Source organism: Peptoclostridium litorale DSM 5388, from assembly GCF_900141635.1.
In the GTDB taxonomy this organism is placed as follows: domain Bacteria; phylum Bacillota; class Clostridia; order Peptostreptococcales; family Peptostreptococcaceae; genus Peptoclostridium; species Peptoclostridium litorale.
The window spans coordinates 128670-144631 of the sequence record NZ_FSRH01000008.1 but is presented as its reverse complement, the minus strand read 5'-3'; the positions used below and the strand labels follow the sequence as shown (position 1 = coordinate 144631).

The window sequence follows — 15962 nt, the reverse complement described above, 5'->3', positions numbered from 1 at the left end:
AATATCCCTTAGGGCCGCGTATAGATTGGGGATGTTCAGGAATACAGGATAGATCGATTGTGTCGAAGATTTTCTCGTAAAACTTAGATTTTTTATTGCCTGAGAACAAGTCGATGCAATCAAATATTAACTGGCGTTCAAGCAAGGGGCTCGCCTCCTTCGTTGGTTGTTTTTGGTCGTACTTTAATAATACAACAAAGGTTTGTGAATCCCTTGATTGAATATATTTAAAGATTTAATGGAGTGATAGGGGAAAGTGACGGTTTGAAAACCAGTCATACAAAGGGATAAGAATTATGATTATCCCTATTATTTTAATTTTGGAGGTGATGTGCTTGAAGCACGCAACTATCCATAGCTTAGCGTCCGTATTGCAAGTGAGGTGGTGCAGGCGCTGGTCCTACCTTGAAGTATCGCCCTTCCTTACAAAACTCTAGGACCTCTTTAACTTGAGACATATTGGTGTCTTTTGTGCGACCAAGAGCCTTTCTTAACAAAAAGAAAAAAGTTGCCATATTTGCCAAAGTGTGATATTCTTAATAAGTCTTAATTAAAGTTTGTAGGGAATATTTGAATTTAAAAATAAAATAGAATTATACAGGTATTAATCGTATTAACTCTAAATTTTTAAGTTGATTTACTTTGTACGAAATGGTTTAAGAAAAAAATAAAATTTGGAGGTATCGATTATGAATAACGGTACAGTGAAATGGTTTAACGCAGAAAAGGGATTTGGATTTATAACTGGAGAAGACGGAGTAGATGTTTTTGCACACTTCTCTCAAATTCAAAAAGACGGTTTTAAAACACTAGAAGAAGGCGAAAGAGTTTCTTTTGATGTAGCTCAAGGAGCAAAAGGACTACAAGCTGAGAATATAGTAAGCATATAATCTTATATAGCATATTAAGGACATGGAGATAAACTTCATGTCCTTTTTTATTTTTTGAATTTAAAGATAAAGTATTAATGAAAGTCCATTTGAAATATCACAAAGGCTACTCATTTTTTTATTTAGAGACAAATATATTCAAGTCATCCCATATCAAAACTGATGAATTAGAAGGTGTCCCTTCAAAATCGTCAATAAAATCTTTGTGATGCTTCGCACCTAAATGAGTATATATTCCTTCTGCTCTATCATTTCCTTTCACAATGCAAATGGATAGTTTTTCATATCCGTTATTATAAGCATGCTTACCAATTGTAAAAATCAACTTCTTGCCGATTCCACTGCCTTGCACTGTTTGAGTAATATGCAAGGAATCGAGTAACAGACAGTTCTCCAAATCATAATATGGCTTGTATGCTGAAAATCCAATAATCATATCATTTTCATCTACTGCAACAAAAACCCCTTGTTTATCTGTATGGATATATGACAACCACTTTTCTTTTGAATGTTCATATGTCATTCTTTTCAAAAAAGAATCGGGTAAGATATTTCGATATGTATTCTTCCAATTATCCGTATATATTTTAGCAACAGCCTGTACATCATCATCTATCAGTGGTCTAATAATCATATATGTCCCTCCTGTGAACTGCTGTTTATTACATTATACCTTGATTATGTTTCGTATTTTAAGCCCAGTAAAGTATCTCCTGCCCTCTTTCATTTATGACGGCTATTTGGGTTTTGCAACCCTTTACTTTTTTATAAAAATCCCTGGTGATTTCAGGATGGTCTCCAAAATGCATAGGCACAAACAGCTTGGGAATCAGATTTTCAATGAAGTACTCCCCTCCAATGGAGTATTTGTCCTCAAGCCTGTAGTCCACAGGGAAGAACGCTATGTCTATGCATTCACCCTTTAGCTTTTCTATTTTGAATTTAAATGACCTTTCCATTCTGCAGTTGAATCTGTCGCTTTCGCCGTTCCAGTGCCACCAGTTAAAATCTCCAGCGTGGAATATTGAAAGGCCATCCGCATTTACAAGGAATGATACTCCTATATCCGTCGAGCCGTACGCCTTTACAGTCACGTCTTTAATCTGTATGCTCTCCCCTTCAGAGATCACATTGCACCGAGGATAATCCTCTTCCATTTCAATGTCACTGCTCAAAATATACTCTATTTTGGGATTGATATTTTTCCAATCGAATATCAATGGATTGAAGTGGTCCAAGTGAGAGTGGGATGCAAAAACATAGACACCTTTGCCGGTCTTAAGGACTTCGCCAGGTATCACGCCGTTATCAAGCGTTCTTTCCCCACCGCACTCGTCATTGAAATAGTCGAATATGAATATGTTTGAATCGGTCTCAACTATGAATCCGGAATGGTACAGGTAGTGAATTTTGGCCTTGTACATAAAAGTGTCCTTCCCCCTCGCCTGCAAATATTATCTTATGAAATTGGTAAATACTTTTCTCTCTTTTTCTGGCTCCTCGACAGATCCTTTTCCGTTTTCAACAAGCTTTAGCGCATAGGCCATGTTCTTTCCAAGCACCCTCATTATCTGAACTCCCTCCTCGTCCTGCAGCGCCTCTCCAGGCCTTGTGCCATGTATTACATTCCAATAGTTCGACGTCGGCATTATCATCTCAGAATAGTTTATGTAGTTGTTAAGCTGGCTGAAAGTAGGAAGACCTCCCGATCTTCTTACGGCTACAACCGCCGCGCCGACCTTGCCCCTCAGCATTCCTCCGTTTACTCCCGCCACATAAAATGCCCTGTCCAGGAACGACTTCATTGTTCCTCCTATTGCCGAATAGTGCACAGGAGAACCTATTATTATACCGTCTGCATCCTTCATTTTTTGAATCCATTCATTCACATCGTCTCCAGCCAGTACACATTTTTCATCCCTGTTCTTTATGCAACCTCCGCATGCCATGCAGCCTCTTACAGCCTTGTTTCCCACATGTACTATTTCCACCTCCATGCCCTCTTTTTCAAGCTGCTCCGCCGCTATCCTTATAGCGTGGTATGTATTTCCTTCCTTGTTCGGGCTTCCGTTGAACGCAACTACTTTCATGTTTTTTCCTCCTCGTTTTATATAAAAATATTGAATATGGCTACTCTCCAAAAACATACAGGAATTTTTTGCCTAATGGGAAATGCTTTTCTGCTTTCCCATTTTATCTTCATGGAATGCATTTTGGAGGTACTGTCATTTTATAAGTCTTACCGCTAGTATAATATCCATGCCTTTTGGGAGCAAGTACGCACTTTTTGGTTAGTCATATTACCTTTTGGTAAGATTTGAGCATTTATAAAGCTTAGGAGAATTTGAATTTCACCCGTTTTTACGGTATTATTTTTTTATGAAAAGATTTCAATAACTTTTATCAGGTAGAACAGGCAGGTGAGCATATGCTTAATCATAAAGGTAAAAAATATGTATGCCATTTAGATCTTGGGATGGACTTTATAAGAGGCAAATGGAAGGCTGTAATAATGTGCCATCTAAACGAAGGCCCCAAGAGATTTCTGGAGCTTCAAAGGATAACATGCGGTGTCAGCCAAAAGGTTCTAAACGAAAAGCTTACAGAATTAGAAAAAGATGGCCTGATATTCAAGACAGCTTATCCCGAAGTCCCTCCAAGGGTCGAATACGAACTTACAGATATGGGAAAAGAACTGTTTCCCGCCTTGGACATTCTTCAAAAATGGTCCGTAAAACATTTTTCAAATCTTTAACGAATTGGGCGGAATTCCCCATCCGCTAAGCTACCTTGCTCCCGATAGTGAGAGCGTAGGGTGGGGATGGATAGCCCTGCCGTAAGGCAAAAACGGTTTGCAAAACGTAATCAGTGGTATATAATAAATATGAGGTGATAACAATGATTCTCGATACAAACAATCATTCAGTATTCAAATTGAGTTACCACTTAATATTAGTTATAAAATATCGTCGCAAGGTAATAGATGGTACAATTTCCAACAGACTGAAAGAAATTTTCGAATATATATCTCCAAAGTACGGAATCACTATCGGAGAATGGAATCACGACAAAGATCATGTCCATGTTCTGTTTAGAGCCTGCCCAAACTCAGAAATATCCAAGTTTCTAAATGCATATAAGAGTGCAAGTAGTCGGCTGATAAAGAAAGAGTTTCCGACTATAAAGCAGGATCTGTGGAAAGAATACTTTTGGAGCAAGAGTTACTGCCTGCTAACTACAGGTGGTGCGCCTATTGATGTTGTCAGGCAGTATATCGAAAGCCAAGGTCAGAAAGCGAGGTGAATTGCCATGTTGAGAGCGTACAAGTATCAAATTTACCCAAACAAAGAACAAAGAGAATACTTTGCAAAATGCTTTGGATGCGTTAGATTCATATACAACAGAATGCTTTGGGATAGAATTGAACACTACAAGCAGACTGGCGAGAGCCTAAAGAGCACACCCGCTCAGTACAAGAAAGATTTCGAGTGACTCAAAGAGGTTGACAGCCTTGCACTTGCGAACGCTCAACTCAATCTAAACAAAGCCTACAAAAATTTCTTTCGAGATAAGTCGATAGGTTTCCCTAAATTCAAGTCGAAGAAATCCAATAGGCATTCGTACACGACCAATAACCAAAAAGGGACTGTGTCTATCGAAAATGGATATATCAAGCTTCCAAAACTAAAAACTCTTGTCAAAATCAGACAGCATAGAATTTTCGATGGCTTGATTAAGTCCTGTACTATATCAAGAACGCCATCTGGAAAATACTTTGTGTCTGTACTGGTCGAAACTGAAACTGAAAAACTCCAGCAAACAGATGTCAAAGTAGGCATAGATGTAGGACTCAAGGAATTTGCGGTGCTATCAGATGGCACAGCATATAAGAATCCGAAGCATCTGAGAAAATCAGAAAAGCGACTTGCCAAGCTCCAGCGAGAACTTTCGCGCAAGCAAAAGGGTAGCAACAATCGTAACAAAGCCAGACTCAAGGTTGCTAAACTGCATGAGAAGATAGCGAATCAAAGAAACGACTTTCTTCACAAGACAAGTACGAAGATTATTAGCGAAAACCAAGCAATAGTAATCGAGGATTTGAAAGTGAAAAATCTAATGCAAAATCATAAGCTTGCCAAAGCCATCTCTGAAGTATCCTGGAGCATGTTCAGGGCAATGCTTGAATACAAGGCAAGTTGGTATGGCCGAGAGCTTATAATCGCTCCGTCGAATTATGCCAGTTCCCAACTATGCTCTGCTTGCGGAAACAAGTCAAGCCAAACAAAAGACCTCTCATGCAGGGTGTATGTCTGCCCTGAATGCGGTCTGGAAATAGACAGGGACTATAATGCAAGTCTAAACTTGCTAAAGTTGGCTATGTAAATACAAGATATATAGCCAATCGGGGCAGGAGCTATCCTTAGAGCTTGGGTAAACTTGGAGCGGTAGCTCTATTGACCAAGAAGCGCCCACTTCTAAAGTGGGGGTAGTTCACTTATTAAAACTGAAAAATGTTGCAGTATTGTTCTATATATCATTTTGATAAATTATTGAACTTAAATGTTATATAATTAGGACAAATAGGTATAAGAATAATACGTACAACAAATACCTTAAATATCTATTACTCATAAAATTTAGAAGGGATTGATTCTATGAGCAAGAAAGATGAGTTGGTACATGAAATCAAGGCTCAAATTGATGAGTGGAGTGCCGAAATCGAAATATTAGAGAAACAAATAGAAAAAGCCAAACCGGATATAAAGGTTAAACAAGAAGAACAACTTTCATTACTGCGCAATAAGTATTATGAAGCAAAGCAAAAGCTTTTAGATGTTCAAAGCTCCAGTGAAGAAGCTTGGGATGACATCAAAGAAGGAATTGAAGACTCTTGGAAGTCTATACAAAGTGCTTTTTCAAAAGCACTTTTAAGATTTAAATAATAGGCTATGTTTAAAAATAAGGTTTGATATAATAGCACTTTTAAGGGAATCTCAGAAGAGGTTCCCCTAGTTCATATTTTATTACAATTGCGTAATTAAACTCAGTTAAGTACGCAATTTCTAAAAACACCTATTTTTAACATTTTTCTTAAACACACCCAATTCTTTTGCTTCATATTTTGCCAGCCATTCTCTATATCTATCTTTTCATAAGCCTGTAAAGGGCCGATGCTCCATAGTCGGTGAAATACACGCTTCCATCACCTGCAATCTTTGCATCTTTCAAGCTTTTAAATCCTTCTGCCAATACCTGCTCGCCCCCGTCTTCGCCGACAAGAACCATCCTGTCCCCGTCGGGAACATATACATTTCCATTCTCATCGACATCGAAAAATGTGAGCCCATCATTCAATGCCGCATATACATCTGTTTCGACTCCAGAGCTTATTTTAACTATCTTCCCATACGATCCCTTGTCCTTTGCTCCGACGCTTATCCAGAATGTGATTCCATCCCTTGTCACCACTCCAATGGGGTTTTGCACATCCTGCAGCACCGTCTGCGGTCCATTTTCCCCGATCATGCATATTGCGTTTCGAGCCGAATCCGCATAATATAACACTCCGCTTTCAGACACACATATCCCCGACGGCGCTGAGTAGTCGTTGTCTCCCAGATTGTATATTCTTTCTATTTCGCCGCTTTGCCCTATTATAGCTATTGAAGATTCAAACCCCGGAGCCGATTCTGTAAAATAGAGCTCTTCGAACAATCCAAATGCCATCCCCGCCGCAGGCGGTTGATAGCAGACTATGTCACGGTCGGGCCTTGTACATATTTTTTCTACGTTTCCGCTGCTTGACACCTTTACAACTCCGATCTCGTCTCCATTTACATACACCTCGTTCTGTTGGTTAATGGCTATTGCTATCGGAACCACAAGTCCGCTGCTTTCCAAAAGCTTTGTTATCTCTCCTTCTCTGATTTCATATATGTTTTGAGACTCCTTTGCCGCCGCGAACAAAGATCCCGTCGTCTCATCATATGCAAGACCTATGGAATCGCCATTGTATCCAGGCTGTCCCTTTGTATCTGCAATGCACTCAACCTCACCTTGAGGCGTCACTGCATAGACTCCATCGCTGCTTCCAATATAGAGATTCCCTTCACTGTCGCTTGTCATTCCGTCAAAGTTAAGACACTTTGGAGTCTCCCACTCTACAAGAGGCAACATTCCCAAGCCTTCGGCAAGCGCATATACGCCTTTTTTACCCGCAATGTATACAGTCCCGTTTTTCACCACCTCGACCCCGTAAAGCAGATTTTCTTCGCCTACCTGAATAAGTTTCTCCAGAGATGCCTCCTCCACTTTGTATCTGTACAGCGAAGCACTCTCACTCATTCCTTCCTGAACTATCACGTACACCGCGCTTGCGTCTGGCGCTACCGAAATCGCCCCTCCTGAGTAGCATCTCGGAAGATATTCAAGCGGCTCTGGAAAACTCTGTTTGCCCTGCTCTGTCACATATATCTCACCCGCGAAGAAATTATAGCACCATATCCTTCCATCTTCCGACACGTCGTAATAATCCCCAGGAGCCCATATATCAGTCTCCTGAGCCTGCTCCGCGCCGTCCTTGTCAATGCTTACAAACTTGACATTCGGCCCCTTTGCAAGAACACTTCCATCACTTAACACCACAATATCAAATGGCGCGCCTCCAAGCACTGAAGGCTCTACTATGCTCTCCAATATCCAGCCGCTTTCCTGGATTTCTCCGCCTTGTCCGCCGTCTTGGCTGCTTTTGACATAAAAAGGCATCTCCACATTCTCATTCATGACTTCCCCCGACACAGATTTTATACCTTTTAGGATATATAACCTGTATGTCTCCTGCGCTTCATACTTCGCCAACGGGCTTACAGTCACTTCCATCTTGTCCTGGCTGAGCACCTTTGCCGTCTCGACTATATTTCCATCAGAGTCAGTGACTTTGATTTTTTCAAGGTTGTCCTCCGAGGGCATAACCTGAATGCTGAATCTGATTTTCCACTCCTTCTGGGCATCGTCAGTTGACTTTGATTCCAAAATCCTGTCCGATTGCTCAGTCCTATAACCCGATTCGACAGCTTCATTGTCAGCGTCAATACTAAAATCAGGTTGAGCATGGATCCAGTGGCCCTTAATCCCTGCAATAAGTACAGCGCAAAAAAATAATTTCTTAATAGCTTTAATGTAAACCACCTCCGATTATACTTTGGGTACCCGTAATATCTATTATACTTTTCTTGCAATTTCGCATCTATGCGATTCTTCGATTTCAAAATAAAACTCAATGCTCCCTTCGCTTTTAAGCGCTCCAGATTCGAACCCGTGAAGGTCTAGTATGCTCTTTGTTATTGAAAGCCCGAGTCCCGTCCCCCCCATTTTCCTGCTCCTCGCCTTGTCCGCCTTGTAGAACCTGTCCCATATCTTTTCCATGTCTATTTTCCCGATATCTTCAACCTCGTTTGAAATTCCAAAGCGAGCCTTGCCGCTGCCTCTTCCAAACTTCAGCTGCGCCGTTCCTCCAGACGGCGTGTACTTCAAGGCATTTGATATCATGTTTGTAATGACTCGGCCCATCTTTTCAGGGTCCGCATCCACATGGATTCCATTTTGAATGTCAAGTCCGAATTCTATGCCCTTTTCCTCGAACAGAGGATTAAACCTTTGAGCTATGTCAAAAATGTCGGCTGAAATGTCATATTCATTCCTGCTGAGTCTGTATGTCATGGACTCTAGCTTCGAAAGCTCCAAAAGGTCGTTTATGAGCTTGTTCATCTTCCTGTTTTCATCCAGTATTATCCCAGCATAGCGCCTTGCCTTCTCGTCCTTTATAAACTTGTCCTCAAGCCTTTCGGTGTACGCCTGGACTATCCCCAGAGGCGTCTTGAGCTCGTGCGATGCGTCTGCTACAAAGCTCTTTCTGGCCTGCTCCAAAAGCTTTTCCCTGTCGAGTTCTTCCTGCAGCCTCTTGTTTCGTTTTTCAAGCTCCTCAAGAGTGTACTCTAGCTCGTCTGCCATTGTGTTGAGGTTTCCCGAAAGCAGCCCCAGCTCGTCAGACGACTTAACGTCCACCCTTTCGCTAAAGTCAAGCCTCGCCATCTTCTCGGCCGCAACGCTTATTCTTATTATGGGTTTCACTATTATCCTGGCTATCACAAACGAAATGCCAACCACGAGTATAACTGCCATGAGCACCACGTATTTCATGAATCCAGGTATTAGTGATATGACGTCGCTGACGGGCTGCATGCTGAAAAGGCAAAACGCGAATTTCCCCTCATACGGCACTGCAATCAGGTAATTCTTTATTCCGGTCATCCTGTCCTCTTCCTCTTTTATTGCCACGTCATCCGGCAGTGGCTCTTGACCCGATGCATAGGCCTGTGTCATTTCAAAGAGCTTGTCCTGCCTGTATATCGAACCCGGATCGTACTCCGGCATTTCGTGCGATATTACCCTTCCTGTAATCCTTACAAAGTCAGAAGCTTCCCTTTTAAAGTCAAATGCAAGCCTTGCAAGCTCCTCATCTTGCGGCTCGTCGATTGAAACGGCCATGAACTGCCCTTCGTCCCAAAATCCAAAAATAGACATCTCCATGCCATTTCTTATGTCCATTCCCCTGTCCTGAATCTGGAAAAGTATACTGTTTAACTCAACTGGAGAAACCCCGAAATCGCCTTCAAGCTCCACGGCATACCTTCTGAACGGATAGAACATCTCCCCGCCCTTCATTATCGCAAGTGGGCTTTCGTTTTCGAATGAGAACACCTTTGCCCTTTCGACGAGTTCAAAATCTTCAATATGGCCTCCCCTTGCATTCTCGTCCAGAAATTCAAAAATCTTCTTTTCAAGCCCGCCTATCTTCTTGTCCACATAGTACGGCTCGAAAAAATATGCAGAGCCTATGAGAACCGCCCCTATTATCATTCCGAAAGTGACAAGCAGCATTGCAAACAGCTTTGTAGTTATTCCCGTTTTTCTCATCAGTTCACCTCGAATTTATATCCGGCCCTTAACACGGTCTTTATGCATTGGCCGTAGTCGCCGAGCTTTTTCCTTATCTTTTTTATGTGGGCGTCGACTACCCTGCCGTCGCCATAGTAGTCGTACCCCCATATATTGTCCAGAAGGTTCTCCCTCGTAAGCACGTTCCCCTTGTTTGAAAGCAGGTGGAGAAGTATCTCGTACTCCCTCGGTGTGAGCCCGATGTCCTCCCCCCTGAGCTTTGCAACGTATGCCTTCTTGTCTATCACAAGCTCTCCCTCGCTTATTATGTATTCCTCCCTGTTTAAAGTCCCCTTGGCCCTTTTCAAAAGGCTTTTGACCCTTGCCACAAGAACCTTGGGGCTGAAAGGCTTTGTAACATATTCGTCCGCTCCAAGCTCGAATCCCATGAGCTTGTCGTCCTCGTCAGACCTTGCCGTGATTATTATTATGGGAACGTCCGATTCCTTCCTGAGCTTTCTGCAAAGGCTCCAGCCGTCTATTTCAGGCATCATTATGTCTATGAGTACAAGGTCTATGCTACCGCTTTGGAAGATTTCAATTGCCTCCCTGCCGTTTGCCGCCTCAAGCACCTTAAAGTCCTCATCCTCGAGGTATTCCCTTACAATCTCCCTAAGCCTGTCTTCGTCTTCCGCTATAAGTATACTTTCTTTCATATTTTCCTCCTCCAAACAAAATGAGTCTGTAATAATTGTACCATATTTTGAATTCCTTCTAGAATATCTGTATACGGTGAAAATTAACATCTCTTTTTTTAATGTATTCCATTTAGGAAATCAAATTTATTTTCAATAAATTGTCCTACAACCAAACATTCAATCCGTATTTGTGGTACAATGGTTTTTAACAGGGAACTTTGCTATATATAATTTCATGTTGGAGGGGTTGTAAAAATGAAAATATTCATAGCTGAAGGGGATATGAATATAATAATGGAATTGAGAAAGATAATAGAAGATAACATGATCGCTGAAATTGTAGGGCATGCTCAAAACGGCGTCGATGCTGTAAAACAAATAGAAAGCTTGCATCCTGATATAGTGATTCTTGATTTGATGATACCTCAAAGATACGGCATATCCATAGTGAGAGACATCAAACGAAAATATCCTAAAGTCCAGTTCATAATGATATCAGAAGTACACTCAAAACACATGACCGCAAAAGCATACGAAGAGGGAGTAGAATACTACGTCAATAAACCCATAAATGCTATTGAGATTGAAAATGTGATAAAGAGGGTCAAGCATAAAATCGAACTGAGAATGGCCTTTGAACAAATACAAAAGATCGTCAATTTCAGCAAGTGCGATATCGAACACCATATTAAAAGCAATATAGACCGTTCACTTGAAGGTGTAATGAAAAGCATGGGCGTGGCCGGAACGGTTGGGAGCAGCGACATCATTCAAATAGTAAAGTTTTTAATTGACACAGGCAAGAACATGTCTGATTACACACTCAAGGAACTCTGCCATAAATTTTCAGACAGTCCAAAATCCATGGAGCAGCGCATAAGGCGAACTGCTGCGCTTGGAATGTCCAACATAGCCAATCTGGGCATAGAAAATCAAGAGAGCAATGCCTTTGCCGAGTATTCCAACGGCATTTACAGTTTCCAGCAGGTAAAAAAGGAAATGGATTTCATACGGGGAAAAAGCAAATTTCGAGGTAAAATAAATTGCAAGAAATTCATAGATGGGATTATATTTTACACAACACAATAAGTTTAGCTGCAATCCGCATTCCAAAAGAAGCCTCTGCAAAACAATTATCAGGGAAACGGATTCTCCGTTTCCCTGATAATTGTTTATTGATATTAATATTCAACCGGCTGCATTTCAACTGTTTCGATTAACTGCTCGCCTTGACTATTTTCTATGCTTTGGAATATCTCCTCGAATGCCATTTCTATTCTCTTCATCCACTTGTCCGCCTCTTCAAAGCTTCCTGCAGCTTGAGCCTGCTCGAATGCCTGGAAAAGCTCCCTTAAAGTCTGCGCATCCTGGCTTGATATGTGACCCTCCATCTCCATGTTCGAAACCATTTCTTCGAATATCTCTTTAGTCATCTCAGGCTTTATATTCTCTTCATTCTGACTCTGGTAGTGCCCTATAAGCTCTTCTATCTGGCCGTAAAGCATTTCAGCCTGCTCAAAGTTCTCATTTTGAAGAGCTTCTTTTAGTAATTCCACCATACTTTCAAGGTCTTCAGCATCTTTTAGAGAAACCTGCACGTGATGCAGTATTTCCTCTGCAAGCTTTTCAACCGGTATGTCCCTTATTGTCTGCTCGTGGTGGATTCCTTCATATTTTGAAACCACTCCGAATATCCTGTCCCATATCCTTTCGGCCTTCTCATGCTCTCCGTTTTCATCAGCCGCTATGGCGCTTGTGAACAGCTCTTCAAGCGTCTGCCTGTCCTGATCGCTTACTGAGTGGATTATTCCCATGTCCTGAAGGAATCTTTCAAAATCGCTCATCTCGTCCTCATGACAAATGTCTCCCTCGTGATCTTGCTCATGGCCATTTTCAGTTCCTATGATGTAGTTGAGCTTTGCATATGCCATGTCGAGTTTGAACTCGAGGTCTTCTATTCTCTTTAAAATTTTTTCTGCCTTTTCCATTTCCTTGTCACTAAGCCCTTGTAGTTTCTGTTCAATTCCCGCAGGTTCATGTATCTCACCCGGCTTGTTCCAATTTCCATACTGCCCGTTTGCAAAACTTACCGAACTTGAAAACAGTGTTGCCGCCACTAACATCATCCCTACCGCTTTTCTCATTTTCTTCTTTAGCATGATAATCATCCTCCTCAAATTTTTAGTTTACTCTGTGTTTGCGCCCTTGCACTTTCTATTTGTATATATGATATCCCCATGGTGTGAATTTCGTGTGAATTCCATTTGAATGTCGTGTGCTTTTGAGTTTTGATGGATATTCAAAGTGATTAATTGAAGATCATGCCCTTATTACTGATATCTTTATTCGAATACTTATTGGAAAATAAATATATTTATGATGAAATGCAGAAAAATATATTATACTTCACTACTTGCCCCCTTGTGGCAACAGGCAAATACCGGGCTGATGCCAAACTTTAGTTTTTGTAATTACCAACCATGCCTAAAACACAATTACATGTAATACATGCAAATAATTATAGTTCAGGAGGTTTTATTTCATGAAAAAAAAGATTTCAGCGCTATTCACCAGAATCAATTCATTCAGAGTGTTTGAGCGAAATGTTTTTGAAGAATTATCGCTGCAATACTTTGTAAAAATGATTAATCTGTTCAAATCGAGCAAATATGGTAGTAATATAGTAAATAAAAAACATTATAACGGAGGGGTATTATGAAAATCACAGACCTGACGCATGTTATACATTCAAACATGCCTGTTTTTCCAGGAACCAAGCCGCCAATTTTCGAAAAGGCCAACACACTTGAAAAAGACGGCTTCCAGGAGGCCAGGATAACAATGTTCTCACATACGGGCACTCACATGGACGCGCCTGCGCATATGCTAAGCGGCGCTCCATATCTTGACGACCTGGATATAAGCCATTTCATGGGAAGGGCAGTGATCCTCGATTTTTCAGATGCGGGTATGCAGTCAATAGACGCTGACACCCTAAAGCAGCACGAGGAAAAGATAAAAAATGTGGAATTTGTAATAATAAGAACAGGGTGGGACAGTTACTGGGGCAGCGGAAAATATTACGAAGGCTTCCCCGCTTTAAGCGAGGAGTCGGCCAAATGGCTTTCAGAGTTCAACCTGAAAGGGGTTGGAGTCGATGCAATTTCAATAGACAGAATGGATTCAACCACATTTTCAGTACATAAGGCGCTCCTGTCAAAAAATATAGTGATAATTGAAAACCTTACGAATCTGGACTCCATAGAAAGCGAATACTTCACACTGAGCGTCATGCCCCTCAAAAGCAAAAATGCCGACGGTTCTCCTGTACGAGCAGTATCAATAGAAGACATGTAACTGTTTTTATTCAGAAATAGGCATAAGCTATGAAAGGGATGGCGTGAAATCACGCCATCCCTTTCATAGCTTATTAGTTTTATATATACTGATTAATCAGCTCAAAAATCTCATACTTGACATCACTGCTGTCGGGAAAATCCTCTATATAGCTTTCAATAAACAAAACCTTTTCTCCAGTGCTTAGCTCAGTTTTCAATTTTTCCTCATGCAAGTCTCCTAAACTGCTGAATGCTGCGGTAATAACAATAAAGTTATATACAGGAATCGCCACCATAATTGCAGCTACTGCCATTATTACTGCCCACAACTTCTTTTTCATGATAATATCCGCCTATTCTGCTTATTTTCTAAACGGCTCGTTTTATTTTCTAATTCTCTTTCTCTATGCTCATTACTTTCGTTTCATGCTGCGGATAATATGTTTCGTCTCCTTGTCCACCCTCAGTGACTCCGTTATCTTCTGGAGAGACTTGTTGTATGAAAAATCGTCCAGATTGCTGTCTTCAAGGTATTCCATTGTCTTTTCAGGGAATTTTATGAAGCAAATCGACACAGCCCACGCAACCGCCATTTTCACATAGTAGCCGTCATGCCTAACTCCGTCCAGCAGCTTTAGCACCCTGTCTATATAATATTCATCTATATAATATCCAAGCAGCATTACAACTGCAAAGCGTATTTCAAACTCCTTATCCGAGTGAAGGTAGTGCTGTATGAACTCCCAAACTCGTGCCTTGTTCTTATTGGTGATTTTCAGACTTCCGCAAAAGCTGTCGCACACAGCCCAGTTGTCAATCTTGGGTACAAAATCCGCCGCATAGCTCAGCACATCTTCAACTCCCGCCTTTGCGCTTCCTATTACCATGCCCTGAAGCATGACTTCCTCGAAGTACTCGTCATTTGCTGCCTCCATGTATTTTCGCCAGTCCCCTTTTGCTATTCGCTGCGCAAGCTTTCTCAGCAGTGGAAGCCTTACTCCTACAATATTTTCTGTATTCGGACAAAGCTTGATTTGAAATTTCCTGTACTCTTCGTCCGCAAGCTCAAATAGTTCTTCTCTCACCGTGCTCCCCAATTTTTCATGTAGCTCTCCGATTGGTGTTTCATCGGCTGCCTTCCCCGGTGACTTTTCCCCCTTTTCAAGGGCTATAAGCTTTTCCTTTATTTCAAGTCCGTGGGCGAAACCCGTTAGTTTTCCATTTGACCCGACTACCCTGTGGCAGGGCACTATAATCGGTATTGGATTTTTGCTGTTGGCCATTCCCACAGCTCTTGAAGCCCTTTCATTTCCGGTGTTGGCCGCTATCTGCTTGTACGTGTATAGCTTTCCGTATGGGATTTTAGTCAGCTCGCTCCAAACCCTTTTTTGATAATCCGTGCCCTTGGGATTGAGGCGTACATCGAATCTCCTTCTCTCACCGCTCATATATTCCTCTATCTGCTTTCTGGCAGGAGCAAAAAAACCGTCGTTCAATATCCATTCATCATCTATCTCAAATGTTCGCTTTCCCTTTCCGGTGTTCAGATGCAGATTTGCAAGCCCCTGCTCGTCTCCCACCAGTATTATCTCGCAAAATATAGTGTCAAATCTTGTATAGTACATAATTATCGCCCCTTTTCCTCTAATAGTTCCAAAGGCACAAAGCCAGATATACTACCCATAGGGCCTATTCACTTGTGACTTTCCCTACGTTAACATGTTACAGCAATTCACCTGCTATTAAAAGCTGTTTGTAAACATTATATTCCCCCATGGCTTTTAATTATGCTCAGACTACTTTCTTAAAAATTGAAAGATAAGCACTTGGCTTTTTATGTACACAAATTGTGAATATGAATTGAGATCTCGTGTATAGTGGGACAAATCCCTTGTCTGCATTAAACCATTTTACTGTATCGTTCACAATCTGTATGTTCAAATTTTATTTTATGAAAAATAAAAATAATAATCATATCTTGTTTTTTATAAAAACACGCAAGGGTGATTAATCCATAAATTCAATATGATTATCGCTTCCGTTAAAAAGTGCAGAGGGTAACTTGTAAACATCGAAAAATATGTATATTTCAAGCAGGT

15 protein-coding genes and 1 pseudogene are annotated in these 15962 nt (G+C 41.1%); 7 read left to right on the top strand and 9 right to left on the bottom strand.

The window, feature by feature from the left end; genetic code table 11:
* Window positions 1-689 precede the first annotated feature (689 nt).
* Window positions 690-890, top strand: coding sequence for a cold-shock protein (locus tag BUQ87_RS09215; protein ID WP_038262953.1), 201 nt, complete (start codon window positions 690-692; stop codon window positions 888-890).
* A gap of 118 nt (window positions 891-1008) precedes the next feature.
* Here BUQ87_RS09215 and BUQ87_RS09210 read toward each other — a convergent pair whose 3' ends face one another.
* The 3 genes from BUQ87_RS09210 to BUQ87_RS09200 are packed head-to-tail and all read right to left on the bottom strand — an operon-like array spanning window position 1009 to window position 2980.
* On the bottom strand, window positions 1009-1524 hold the full coding sequence (locus BUQ87_RS09210) for a GNAT family N-acetyltransferase (RefSeq protein WP_038262956.1): 516 nt from the start codon (window positions 1522-1524) through the stop codon (window positions 1009-1011).
* Window positions 1525-1582: 58 nt separating this feature from the next.
* Window positions 1583-2314, bottom strand: coding sequence for an MBL fold metallo-hydrolase (locus tag BUQ87_RS09205; RefSeq protein WP_038262959.1), 732 nt, complete (start codon window positions 2312-2314; stop codon window positions 1583-1585).
* A gap of 30 nt (window positions 2315-2344) precedes the next feature.
* Window positions 2345-2980: a flavodoxin family protein gene (locus BUQ87_RS09200; RefSeq protein ID WP_038262962.1), complete on the bottom strand. Its 636-nt coding sequence runs from the start codon at window positions 2978-2980 to the stop codon at window positions 2345-2347.
* 386 nt (window positions 2981-3366) lie between these two features.
* Between BUQ87_RS09200 and BUQ87_RS09195 the strand changes: the two genes are divergently transcribed.
* The 4 genes and pseudogenes from BUQ87_RS09195 (at window position 3367) to BUQ87_RS09180 (ending at window position 5833) form a co-directional block, all read left to right on the top strand.
* Window positions 3367-3645 (top strand): winged helix-turn-helix transcriptional regulator, encoded by a 279-nt coding sequence (locus tag BUQ87_RS09195; protein ID WP_330391315.1) that lies wholly within the window; start codon window positions 3367-3369, stop codon window positions 3643-3645.
* 143 nt (window positions 3646-3788) lie between these two features.
* Window positions 3789-4193 (top strand): IS200/IS605 family transposase, encoded by a 405-nt coding sequence (gene tnpA / locus BUQ87_RS09190; RefSeq protein ID WP_038262966.1) that lies wholly within the window; start codon window positions 3789-3791, stop codon window positions 4191-4193.
* 6 nt (window positions 4194-4199) lie between these two features.
* A pseudogene (tnpB, locus tag BUQ87_RS09185) lies at window positions 4200-5273 on the top strand (IS200/IS605 family element RNA-guided endonuclease TnpB).
* A 272-nt stretch (window positions 5274-5545) separates the two neighbouring features.
* Window positions 5546-5833 (top strand): sll1863 family stress response protein, encoded by a 288-nt coding sequence (locus tag BUQ87_RS09180; RefSeq protein ID WP_038262969.1) that lies wholly within the window; start codon window positions 5546-5548, stop codon window positions 5831-5833.
* Between the two features lie 199 nt (window positions 5834-6032).
* Here the strand turns inward: BUQ87_RS09180 and BUQ87_RS09175 are convergent, their stop codons facing one another.
* The 3 genes from BUQ87_RS09175 to BUQ87_RS09165 all read right to left on the bottom strand — a co-directional run bounded on the left by BUQ87_RS09175 (window position 6033) and on the right by BUQ87_RS09165 (window position 10543).
* A complete protein-coding gene (locus BUQ87_RS09175) occupies window positions 6033-7922 on the bottom strand; it encodes an NHL repeat-containing protein (protein WP_038262970.1) in 1890 nt (629 codons plus the stop codon).
* Between the two features lie 189 nt (window positions 7923-8111).
* Window positions 8112-9866, bottom strand: coding sequence for a sensor histidine kinase (locus BUQ87_RS09170; protein ID WP_038262973.1), 1755 nt, complete (start codon window positions 9864-9866; stop codon window positions 8112-8114).
* Window positions 9866-10543: a response regulator transcription factor gene (locus BUQ87_RS09165; protein WP_038262976.1), complete on the bottom strand. Its 678-nt coding sequence runs from the start codon at window positions 10541-10543 to the stop codon at window positions 9866-9868. The genes BUQ87_RS09170 and BUQ87_RS09165 overlap by 1 nt, the downstream gene beginning before the upstream one ends.
* Window positions 10544-10780: 237 nt before the next feature.
* Here BUQ87_RS09165 and BUQ87_RS09160 point away from each other — a divergent pair, with 237 nt between their 5' ends.
* Window positions 10781-11614, top strand: coding sequence for a DNA-binding domain-containing protein (locus BUQ87_RS09160; protein ID WP_038262978.1), 834 nt, complete (start codon window positions 10781-10783; stop codon window positions 11612-11614).
* 92 nt (window positions 11615-11706) lie between these two features.
* On the opposite strand, the gene BUQ87_RS09155 is transcribed toward BUQ87_RS09160, so the two are convergent.
* Window positions 11707-12684, bottom strand: coding sequence for a hypothetical protein (locus BUQ87_RS09155; RefSeq protein WP_038262981.1), 978 nt, complete (start codon window positions 12682-12684; stop codon window positions 11707-11709).
* Between the two features lie 556 nt (window positions 12685-13240).
* On the opposite strand from BUQ87_RS09155, the gene BUQ87_RS09150 reads away from it, so the two are divergent.
* Window positions 13241-13882, top strand: coding sequence for a cyclase family protein (locus BUQ87_RS09150; protein ID WP_038262982.1), 642 nt, complete (start codon window positions 13241-13243; stop codon window positions 13880-13882).
* A 79-nt stretch (window positions 13883-13961) separates the two neighbouring features.
* On the opposite strand, the gene BUQ87_RS09145 is transcribed toward BUQ87_RS09150, so the two are convergent.
* Entirely contained in the window at window positions 13962-14204 is a 243-nt protein-coding gene (locus BUQ87_RS09145) for a hypothetical protein (protein ID WP_038262985.1), read from the bottom strand.
* A gap of 72 nt (window positions 14205-14276) precedes the next feature.
* Window positions 14277-15488, bottom strand: coding sequence for a methylated-DNA--[protein]-cysteine S-methyltransferase (locus BUQ87_RS15730; protein WP_077216474.1), 1212 nt, complete (start codon window positions 15486-15488; stop codon window positions 14277-14279).
* Window positions 15489-15962 lie beyond the last annotated feature (474 nt).